The organism is Streptomyces sp. UNOB3_S3 (assembly GCF_020740895.1).
Lineage (GTDB): Bacteria > Actinomycetota > Actinomycetes > Streptomycetales > Streptomycetaceae > Streptomyces.
Map to the genome: position 1 here is coordinate 1 of NZ_JAILXP010000257.1, position 10,471 is coordinate 10,471.

Sequence of the window (10,471 nt, forward strand, 5' to 3'; positions counted from 1 at the left end):
AATCCCAACGGCCCCACCCTGTTCTTCAAGTCCAGCGCATGGTTGACGTTCGTCCATGACCTGAAGGCCGGGCTCATCCGACCTCAGAACGTGCAGTGACGCAGCGTCCGACCCGAAGTCGCCCACATCCAACGGCACTACGCCCACCCACCCCGCCGCCACCCTCTGCCATACTCATGCACCCTGAAGCTAATTCGTACACGCAGACACCGGTGGGGACATGAGCGCGAGCGAGGCCGTCTACAACAAGACCGACGAGACCTACGAGAAGCTGGTCGCCCTGCTCGACGAACGCGGCGCCGCCTATCGGGTGATCGAGCACGAGGCCGAGGGCGGGACCGAGGCCGTGAGCCGGTTGCGGGGGCATTCGCCGGCGCAGGCCGCCAAGTGCATCGTCGTCATGGTGAAGCTGGGCAAGAAGGAGAAGCGGTACGTGCTCGCCGTCGTGTCCGGCGACAAGCGCGTCGACCTCGCCGCCATCAAGGGGCTGCTCGGCGGGAGTTACGCCGGGTTCGCCTCGCAGGACGTCGCCGAGCGGCTCTCGCAGTGCGTGAGCGGGACGATCCTGCCGTTCTCCTTCGACCCGGAGCTGGAGCTGATCGTCGACCCGGGGCTGCTCGAGCACCCCGAGTTCTTCTTCAACGCCGCTCGTCTCGACCGCTCGCTCGCCCTCTCCACCAGCGATTACCTCACGATCGCGGAGCCTCGGGTCGAGGAAATCGCTGCCGCTGCCGCTTGATACGCGCTGATACGCCGGCAGGCCGATACGCCGAGGGCGCCCGGGCCGGTCCCTGATCCGGGATCGGTCCGGGCGCCCTCACCACGAGGGGGCGGCGCCTACGCCGCGCCCACCACGTCCTTCTCCTCCGCGAAGTGGCACGCCGACTCGTGCGCGGCCGGCGTGGACTTGCCCGCGAAGACCTCCGGCACCGCCAGCAGCGGCACCTCCTCCGCGCACTTGTCCTGCGCCTTCCAGCAGCGGGTGCGGAAGCGGCAGCCCGACGGCGGGTTGGCCGGGGACGGGACGTCGCCCGTCAGGATGATCCGCTCGCGGCGCTCGCGCGCCTCCGGGTCCGGGACCGGGACGGCGGAGAGGAGGGCCTGGGTGTAGGGGTGGGTCGGGTGGTCGTAGATCTCGGCGTCCGTGCCGATCTCCGCCATCTTGCCCAGGTACATCACGCCCACGCGGTCCGAGATGTGCCGGACGATCGACAGGTCGTGGGCGATGAAGATGTAGGAGAGGTTGAACTCGTCCTGGAGCTTCTCCATCAGATTGATGACCTGTGCCTGCACCGAGACGTCCAGCGCCGAGACGGGCTCGTCGCAGATGATGATCTCGGGGTTGAGGGCCAGGCCGCGCGCGATGCCGATGCGCTGCCGCTGGCCGCCCGAGAACTGGTGCGGATAGCGGTTGATGTACTCGGGGTTGAGGCCCACGACGTCCAGGAGCTCCTGGACCCGCTTGCGGCGGTCGCCCTTGGGGGCCACCTCCGGGTGGATCTCGAAGGGCTCCCCGATGATGTCGCCCACCGTCATCCGGGGGTTGAGCGAGGTGTACGGGTCCTGGAAGACCATCTGGATGTTGCGGCGGACGGCCTTGAGCGCGCGCCCGGACAGCTTGGTGATGTCCTGGCCCTTGTAGAAGACCTCGCCGGAGGTGGCCGTCTCCAGGGTCATCAGCAGCTTGGCGACGGTGGACTTGCCACAGCCGGACTCGCCGACGATGCCGAGGGTCTCGCCCTGGTAGAGGTCGAAGGAGACGCCGTCCACGGCCTTGACCGCGCCGACCTGCTTCTTGAAGAGGATGCCCTGGGTCAGCGGGAAGTGCTTGACCAGGTTGCGCACCTGGAGGATCGGCTCGCCGCGCTCGACGGGGGCGTCGAGGACGGCCTCGACCTCCTGGGTCGTCGACGCGTCGCTGACGTGCACCTCGGAGACGTTCGGCGTCGCGACCTCGACCTCGTCCTTCTTACCGGTCTCAGCCATGGATCGTCTCCTTCCAGAAGTGGCACGCGCTGCCGCGGCCGGCGAGCTCCGCGCCGTCCCGCTCGGTCACCTGGTGGAGGACCGGAATGTCCGTGCGGCAGGCGTCCTGCGCCATGGGGCAGCGCGGGTTGAACGCGCAACCGGCGGGGATGCGCAGCAGGTTGGGCGGGAGGCCCTTGATCGCGTAGAGCTCCTGGCCCTTCTGGTCCAGGCGCGGGATGGAGTCGAGCAGGCCCCTGGTGTACGGGTGGGCCGGGCGCTTGTAGAGCTCGTGGACCGGCGCGGTCTCGACGATGCGGCCCGCGTACATCACCGCGATCTTGTCGGCGACGTCCGCGACGACACCGAGGTCATGGGTGATCAGGATCAGGCCCATGTTGAATTCCTGCTGGAGCTCGGCCAGCAGGTCCATCACCTGCGCCTGGACGGTCACGTCCAGGGCGGTGGTCGGCTCGTCGGCGATGATCAGGTCCGGCTCCAGGGCCAGCGCCATCGCGATCATGATGCGCTGACGCATACCGCCCGAGAACTGGTGGGGGTAGTCGTCGACGCGCTGCTTGGCGGCCGGGATGCGGACCCGGTCCATCAGCTCGATGGCCTTGGCCTTGGCCTCCTTCTTGGAGAGGCCCTGGTGCACCCGGTACATCTCGCCGAGCTGGTAGCCGACGCTGAGGACGGGGTTCAGCGAGGACAGGGCGTCCTGGAAGATCATGGCGATCTTCCGGCCGCGGATCTTCCGCCGCTCGTCGGCGGACATGGCGAGCATGTCCTGGCCGCGGAAGAGGATCTGGCCCTGCGGGATCTTCCCGGGGGGCATGTCGAGGATGCCCATGATGGCCTGCGCGGTCACGGACTTGCCGGAACCGGACTCGCCGAGCACGGCGAGGGTCTCACCGGCGTCGACGGTGTAGTTGACGCCGTTGACGGCCTTGGCGACGCCCTCACGGGTGTGGAACTCCACATGGAGGTCGCGCACTTCGAGCAGCGGGACGTTCTTGTCGCCGTCGGCCGCCGGCTCGGGGGCGTTCGCGGTCTTCTCGGTCGCAGTGGTCACGTACGCCTCCCTCAGCGCAGCTTGGGGTCGAGGGCGTCGCGCACCGCGTCGCCGAGCATGATGAACGCGAGCACGGTGATGCAGAGCATGCCGGCGGGAAAGAACATCACATGCGGGTTGTCCCGGATGGAGTCCTTGGCGTCCGAGATGTCGATGCCCCACGAGATCGTCGGCTCGGAGAGACCGAGGCCGAGGTACGACAGCGTGGCCTCGGCCGCGATGTAGCCGCCGAGGGCGATCGTGGCGACGACGATGACGGGCGCGATGGCGTTCGGCAGGATGTGCCGGAACATGATGCGCCCGGTGCCCGCGCCCAGCGCCCGGGCGGCCGTCACATAGTCGGACTGCTTGGTGGTGATCACCGAACCGCGCATCACCCGGGCGATCTGGGTCCAGCCCAGGAAGGCCATGGCGGCGGCCACGACCCACACCTTCCGGTCGGAGAAGCTCACCAGGATGACCATCGAGCCGAGGAAGAAGGGGATGCCGAAGAAGATGTCGGTGAGGCGGGAGAGCAGCGAGTCGACCCAGCCACCGTAGTAGCCGGCGATCATGCCGACCAGGCCGCCCAGGACCGTCACGGCGATGGTGACGAGCACACCGACGCTGATCGAGGCGCGGGCGCCGTAGACGACACGCGCGTAGATGCTGCGGCCCTGCTTGTCGTAGCCGAACCAGTCGGCCGAGAAGACATCACCGTACGACGGCTTGGTGAGGAAGTGGTGCGTGAGGTCGCCGTTGCGCGGGTTGGTGCTGGTGAACAGCGACGGCCAGACGGCCATCACCAGCAGCAGCACGATCAGCAGCGCGGAGATCACGAAGAACGGGTTGCGGCGCAGGTCGCGCCAGGCGTCGCTCCAGAGGCTGCGGGGCTTGCCGACGGCCGCGGGGGCGGCAGCTACGGCCGTCCCGTTCCCGGCGGTCTCGGTCGCCGCCGTGCCGGAGGTCTTGGTCACGTCAGGCATACCGGATCCTCGGGTCCAGGACCGCGTAGAGCAGGTCGACGATCAGGCTGGTGAACAGGAAGACGAGGACCAGGACGGTGACGATCCCGACGGTGGTCGTGCCCTCGCCCTGGTTGACGGCCCGGTAGAGCTGCTGGCCGACGCCCTGGACGTTGAAGATGCCCTCGGTGACGATCGCGCCGCCCATCAGGGCGCCGATGTCGGTGCCGAGGAAGGTGACCACGGGGATCAGCGAGTTGCGCAGCAGGTGGACGCCGACGATCCGGCGCCGGGGCAGGCCCTTGGCGAGCGCGGTGCGCATGTAGTCGGAGCGCAGGTTCTCGCTGATGGTGGTGCGGGTCAGCCGGGCGACGTACGCCAGCGACAGCGAGCCGAGCACGGCGCCCGGCAGGATCAGCTCGGTGATGTCCTCGGAGTTCCTGACGTTGGGGGTCACCCAGCCGAGCTGGACGCCGAAGACGGTCTGGAAGATGTAGCCGAGGACGAAGACCGGGACCGAGATCACCAGCAGGGTGAAGACCAGGACGGCGGTGTCCAGCGCCTTGCCGGCCTTGAGGCCCGCGAAGACGCCGAGGGTGATGCCGAGGACGACCTCGATGACGAACGCGACGACCGCCAGCCGGATGGTGACCGGGAAGGCCTCGCCCATCACGTCGGAGACCTGCCGGCCGCCGAAGGTCTCACCGAAATTGCCCTGGAACAGATCGGTCATGTAGTTCCAGTACTGGTGCCACAGCGGCAGGTCGAAGCCGTACTTGTGGCGCAGCGCCTCGACCTGGGCCGGGTCGGGCACCTTGTCGCCCCACAGCGCCTTGATCGGGTCGCCGGGGAGCCAGTGCACCATCAGGAAAATCAGTAGCGTGGTCCCGATGAACACCGGGATCATCTGGAGCAGTCGCCGCGCGACGTAACGCCCCATCATGCCTCCAAGTCAGTCGCAGCCCGCGACGCCGGACAGCCTGACTTCCCTTGCGTGTGGGGGGAATTGCGGTGCCGGGGATGTGCGGGAGCGCCGGTGCCGCCGACGGGTCGGCGGCACCGGCCTTGCGGGTGTACGAGTACCTGGGCGTCGCCGCCCTTGGGGTTACTTCTGCTTGACCTGGATGGCCCAGAAGAGGGGCTCGCCGTCCTGGCCGTACTTGATCTTGTCGTACACCTTGGTGGACTGGCCGGAGTTCACGGCGTAGTACCACAGCGGGATGACGGGAAGCTTCTTGGTCAGGGCCTTCTCGGCCTCCTGGTAGAGCTTCACCGACTCGTCCAGGGAGTTGACGTTGTCCGCCTTGGCGGCGAGCTCGTCGAACTCCTTGTTCTCGTAACCACCCTGGTTGCCGTCGGCCTTGGAGCCGTAGAGGTCACGCAGGAAGTTGGCGTTGACGGGGTAGTCGAGGTTCCAGCCCGACCGGTACAGCGACTTGACCTGCTTCTTCTCGCGGGTGTCGAGGTCGGCCTTGAAGTTCGGCTTGGAGTCGCCGACGCAGTCCACACCGGTGTTGGTGCGGATGCTGTTGCAGACCGCGTCGACCCACGGCTTGTGGTTCAGGTCGGCGTTGTACTGGATGAAGATCTTGTTGCCCGGGACGCCGCCGCCCTCCTTGATGAGCTGCTTGGCCTTCTCCGGGTTGAAGGTGCAGGCCTCGCCGCAGGAGTTGGCCTGGTAGCCCAGCACGCCCTTGGCGACGAAGCTGTTGGCCGGGACGCGGGTGCCGTGGAGGGTGTTCTTGGTGATGGTCTCGCGGTCGACCGCCATCGACAGGCCCTGGACGACCTTGTTGTCGATGCTCTTCCACTGGTCGGAGTAGTACGCGATGGCGACGTCCTGGATCGCCGAGTACTCCACCGTGGCCGCGCGGTCGCCGAGGTCCTGCTTGTAGCTGGTCAGCGAGGTGTCCGGGATCTGCTCGACCCAGTCGAGGTTGTCCGAACGGAGGTCGTTGTAGGCGGCGTCGGCGGTGGTGTAGTTCTTGAAGGTGATGCCGCCGTTCTTGGCCTTGTTCGGGCCCGTGTAGCCGTCCCACTTCTTCACAACGATCTTGTCGTTGTGCGCCCAGGAGTCGAACTGGTAGGGGCCGTTGCCGACCGGCTTCTCACCGAAGCCCTTGGGGTCCTTGAAGAAGGCCTGGGGCAGCGGCGCCCAGACGATGTACCCCAGCTTGTAGTTGAAGTACGGGACCTTGTTCTTGAGGGTGACCGTGAACTCGTTGTCGCTGACGACCTTCAGGCCCGACATCTTGTCCGACTTGGGCTCCGCACCCTTCTCCGCCGGGTGGACGTCGTCGAAGCCCTCGATGTCGCTGAACCAGTTCGAGTTGATCTGGTTGTTCTTGGTGTTGGCCGACCAGTTCCAGGAGTCCACGTAGGACTGCGCGGTCACGGTCTCGCCGTTGTGGAACTTCCAGCCCGGCTTGAGCTTGACCGTCCAGTGCTGGGCGTCCGAGGACGTCACCGACTCGGCGTTGACGTTCACGATCTTGGCAGTGCCCGATTCGTACGTCACCAGCGTCGAGAACAGGGTGTTCAGCACCCGGTGACCCTGGCTCTCCTTGGCATTCGCCGGCTGGAGCGGGTTCTGCGGCTCGTTGGTCTGAACGGTGATCGTCCCGTTGGAGTCGACCTTTCCGTCCGTCAGACCGCCACCGCTGTCGCTCTTGTCACCGCCACAAGCCGTCGCGGCCATGGCCACGACTATCGCGCACGTGACCCACTTGGCGCTCCTGGCACCGCGCATGGGTTTGCCTCCTCAAGAGTCCACTTTTCGCTACAAGTGAGGCGCCGGTCCCCCGCTGACACCCCTGACAGCGGAAGACGGAACCGGCACCTCGAGTGTGCTCGTGAGTCGGCGCTCCCCACAGCGCGTGACCCATTGACCCGAGCTCAGTGAACCCAACTATTGAGTACGACCGCCCTTTAAACCACACTTACAGGGTCTCGCTTTGGTCACATCGATCTTCGCCGACATCGGTAAATCCGGACAAAGCAACCACAGACAGACACGTCTGAAACGGACTGTTAACACAACATCCGGACTCGAGGGACCGACTTCCGGACAACCTCCGGGTGGGGGCGGTCCGTCCTCAGTACACGCCGTAGTCGCGCCCCGCCCGCATCCGGAACCATTCCGGCCCGACGTACGCGTCCACGGTCCACTCCAGTTGCCCCGCCCCGAGGGCCTCGCGGGCCAGCAGCGGCAGCCGTCCGGCGATCCCCGGCCGGACGCCCATCAGGCGCGGCCCGTCCGGGGTGCGGCGGAAGACGGAGTGCGCCGGGCCGGTGCGTAATCGGAGGGCGTCGAGGGCGGCGAGGGCGGCGGCCACGAGCCGGTCCTGTTCGTCCCCCCGCCGGGGGAGCAGCGTCACGTCGCCCGCCGGGTCCCAGACATCGGCGCCCGGGGGGCCCGGCGCCCGCCAGATGTCGCAGATGTGATGCAGCCCGTCCAGGCTCACCGTATTGACGTGAAAGGTGCCCTCGATCGGGTCTTCCCCCGGTAGCGCACCGGCCGCGCGGGCCTCGCTCAGCCCGGTGCCGTTACCCGGCAGGCCGAGGCCCTCGGCGAGGAGGTCCGCGAGCCCCGCCCCGCTCGGGGCGCCGGCCAGCACGGCGACCGGGCGGTGCGCGGCGACGGCCTGGAGGAGCTCCCCGGCCCCGAGGAGCTCCTCGCGGATGTGCAGCAGCGCGTAGCCGCGCTCCCGGAGGAGCGGGCCGAGGTGGCGGGCGGTGCCATACGCGTCGACGACGGCGACGACGGGAATCCGGGACATCTCGGCCTCCTCCACCCGGGCCTACTCCCCGCCGACCCGGACGATCATCTTTCCGGTGTTCTCCCCGCGCAGCATGCCGAGGAACGCGTCGACGACACGGTCGAAGCCGTCGGCCACCGTCTCGTCCGGCACCAGCCGCCCCGAGCGGATATGGGGTATCAGCGCCTCCTCCATCTCCTCCTGCACATGGGCATACTCACGGACCAGGAAGCCCTCCAGGCGAAGGCTCTTGCCGACCACCTCGTAGAGGTTGCGCGGCGCGGCCGGGGGGTGCTCGGGGTCGTTGTACGTGGAGACCGCGCCGCACCACACGATGCGCCCGTGGGGGCGGACGGTGTCGATGGCCGCCTCCAGGTGGTCGCCGCCGACGTTCTCCAGGCAGGCGTCCACGCCGTCGGGTGCCGCCTGGCGCAGCAGCGCGGTGACCGGCCCGTCGTGGTAGTCGAAGGCGGCGTCGAAGCCCAGGTCCTCGACGAGGTGCCGCACCTTGGCGGCGGACCCGGCGCTGCCGATCACCCGCCCGGCGCCCAGGATGCGGGCGAGCTGCCCGGCGGCGGTGCCGACGCCGCCCGCGGCGGCGGAGACGAACAGGGACTCGCCCTCCTGGAGCCGGGCGATCCGGGTGAGCGCCACATAGGCGCTGAGCCCGGTGCCGCCCAGCACGCTGAGGTAGGCGCTGAGGGGGACGCCCCCGGCCTGCCGGATCACCCGGACCTCGTCGGCGGTGACCAGCGCGTGGGTGCGCCAGCCCTGCCGGTGGAAGACCAGGTCCCCGACGGCCAGCCGGGGGTCCTCGGAGGCGAGGACGCGTCCGACGGACCGGCCCTCCAGGGGGGCGTTCAGCTCCCAGACCCCGTTCATGCACTCGCGCATATAGGGGTCGACGGACAGATAGAGGTTCTCGACGAGGGCCTGGCCCGCCGCCGGGTCGGGCAGGGTGCCCGTCACGAAGGCGAAGTCGTCGGCCGCGGGCATCCCCTCGGGCTGGGCGACCTGGTGTACGGCGTGGAATGCGGTGGGCATGCTGCTGGGTCCTTAGAAACGACGTCGGAAACGACGTCTTAACGACGGGTGGTGGCGGCCGGGGTGATGCCGGCGAGGATGGGCTCCCCGCCCACGGGGTTGACGACCACGCCGCTGACGTCCGGCGAGTGGAGCGTGGATCCCCGGACGTACCAGACGGGCATGGCCGGCATGTCCTCGGCCACCAGGTCCTCGGCCTTCTGGTAGAAGGCGATGGCCTCGTCCTGGTTCGCCGCCCGGTTCCCCTGGGCGACGAGTTCGTCGAAGCGGGGGTCGGTCCAGCCGGTGACGGCGGTCGAACCGTTCTTGCCGTAGAGCGGGTTGAGGAAATTCTCCATGCTCGGGTAGTCGGAGTTCCAGCCGCTGCGGAACATCCCGGTCATGGTGTTGGTGTGGATCTTGTCCACGTACTGCGAGTACGGCAGATCGGCCTTGACCTCGTAGTCGATGCCCAGGTTCTTCTTGAGCTGCTCACCGAGCGCGGCCATCCACACCTGGTGATCGGCGCCGGAGTTGGTCCACAGCTCCAGCTTGCCGCCCTGCCAGCCGCCCGCCTCCGCCAGCAGCTTCCGGGCCCGCTCGGGGTCGTAGGCGCAGTAGCCGCAGGAGTTCCGGGCGCCGGGGAAGACCGGGGAGACGAAGCCCTCGGCCGGCACGTGCGCGCCGGCGTAGAGGGTGTCGACGAGCGCCTTGCGGTCGACGGCCATGGACAGCGCCTGGCGCACCCGCTTGTCCTTGAAGCGCGCGTCGTAGGTGGGGAAGGCGATCCGCTGGAGGGAGGCCATGGGCACCTCGATGAGGGTGTCCTTGTGCTTCTGGCGGGCGTCGCGCAGCTTGTCGCCGGGCAGCAGCTTGCGGACCACGTCGAGCTCGCCGCGCTCCAGGGCGTCGTAGCCGTCCGAGACGTTCTCCATCAGCTTGAACGTGATGCGCTTGGACTTGCCCTGGATGCCCTTGTAGCCGTCGAAGCGGACGGTGCGGATGACCTTGTTGTGCTCCCACGACTCCATCCGGTAGGGGCCGTTGCCGATCGGCTTCTCGTCGCAGGCCTTGACGTCGGCCAGGCACGCCCTGGCGAGCGGGTGGAAGCCGATGTAGCCGAGCATGGTCCTGAAGCCGCTGTAGGGCTCGGAGAGATTGACCGTGAACGTCCGGCGGTCGGTCTTCCTCAGTCCGGAGAGGCTCTTCGCCTTGCCCTGCTGGAGGTCGGCGTAGCCCTGGATGCTGCGGAAGAAGTCGTTGTTGGCCTGCTGGTTGGGGCCGTAGGCGGTGTAGTTCCAGGCCCGGATGTAGGCGTCGGCGTCGACCGGCTCGCCGTTGTGGAAGGTCAGGCCCTTCTTGAGCCTGACGGTCCAGACCTTCTGGTCGGCGGACGGGGTGATGGACTCCGCCTGGACGTTCACCGGCTGGAGGGTCTTGGGGTCGTAGCGCACCAGCCCGCTGTAGAGCACCGAGTCGACGATGAGGCTCTCGCTCTGGTCGACGTTGCCGGGCATCAGATGGCCCGGTTCCTCGGCGAAGACGCGCAGCTCCCCGCCGCCGCCCGGGCCGGTGGCGCCGGCGGGCGCGGTGGTGGCCACGAGGGCGCATGCGGTGGCCGCGCAGACGGCCAGTCTGGCGAGCGTGGATCTGGTCGGCATCAGTATTCCCTGGCGGTAGCGATGGAGTGGGGGCTGTCTCTTATA

General features: G+C 68.1%; 9 protein-coding genes. 1 reads left to right on the forward strand and 8 read right to left on the reverse strand.

Annotation, left to right across the window (positions count from 1 at the left end; all coding sequences use genetic code 11):
* The first annotated feature begins 220 nt into the window (after positions 1 to 220).
* Positions 221 to 739 carry a YbaK/EbsC family protein gene (locus tag K6I33_RS24455; protein WP_229356677.1) on the forward strand — a complete coding sequence of 173 codons (519 nt, stop codon included), beginning with the start codon at positions 221 to 223 and terminating at the stop codon, positions 737 to 739.
* A gap of 98 nt (positions 740 to 837) precedes the next feature.
* Here K6I33_RS24455 and K6I33_RS24460 read toward each other — a convergent pair whose 3' ends face one another.
* The 8 genes from K6I33_RS24460 to K6I33_RS24495 form a co-directional block, all read right to left on the reverse strand.
* Entirely contained in the window at positions 838 to 1,986 is a 1,149-nt protein-coding gene (locus K6I33_RS24460; protein ID WP_229356678.1) for an ABC transporter ATP-binding protein, read from the reverse strand.
* Complete coding sequence (locus K6I33_RS24465) at positions 1,979 to 3,040, reverse strand: ABC transporter ATP-binding protein (protein WP_374285740.1); 1,062 nt, start codon at positions 3,038 to 3,040, stop codon at positions 1,979 to 1,981. Before K6I33_RS24465 ends, K6I33_RS24460 begins: the two co-directional genes overlap by 8 nt.
* An 11-nt stretch (positions 3,041 to 3,051) precedes the next feature.
* Positions 3,052 to 4,005 carry an ABC transporter permease gene (locus K6I33_RS24470; protein WP_229356679.1) on the reverse strand — a complete coding sequence of 318 codons (954 nt, stop codon included), beginning with the start codon at positions 4,003 to 4,005 and terminating at the stop codon, positions 3,052 to 3,054.
* Positions 3,998 to 4,924 (reverse strand): ABC transporter permease, encoded by a 927-nt coding sequence (locus K6I33_RS24475; protein ID WP_189451621.1) that lies wholly within the window; start codon positions 4,922 to 4,924, stop codon positions 3,998 to 4,000. The genes K6I33_RS24470 and K6I33_RS24475 overlap by 8 nt, the downstream gene beginning before the upstream one ends.
* Before the next feature lie 165 nt (positions 4,925 to 5,089).
* Positions 5,090 to 6,733: an ABC transporter substrate-binding protein gene (locus K6I33_RS24480; RefSeq protein WP_229356680.1), complete on the reverse strand. Its 1,644-nt coding sequence runs from the start codon at positions 6,731 to 6,733 to the stop codon at positions 5,090 to 5,092.
* A gap of 346 nt (positions 6,734 to 7,079) precedes the next feature.
* Positions 7,080 to 7,763 carry a hypothetical protein gene (locus tag K6I33_RS24485; protein ID WP_229356681.1) on the reverse strand — a complete coding sequence of 228 codons (684 nt, stop codon included), beginning with the start codon at positions 7,761 to 7,763 and terminating at the stop codon, positions 7,080 to 7,082.
* 21 nt (positions 7,764 to 7,784) lie between these two features.
* On the reverse strand, positions 7,785 to 8,786 hold the full coding sequence (locus tag K6I33_RS24490; RefSeq protein WP_229356682.1) for an NADP-dependent oxidoreductase: 1,002 nt from the start codon (positions 8,784 to 8,786) through the stop codon (positions 7,785 to 7,787).
* Between the two features lie 38 nt (positions 8,787 to 8,824).
* Positions 8,825 to 10,426 (reverse strand): ABC transporter substrate-binding protein, encoded by a 1,602-nt coding sequence (locus K6I33_RS24495; protein WP_229356683.1) that lies wholly within the window; start codon positions 10,424 to 10,426, stop codon positions 8,825 to 8,827.
* Positions 10,427 to 10,471: the final 45 nt, after the last annotated feature.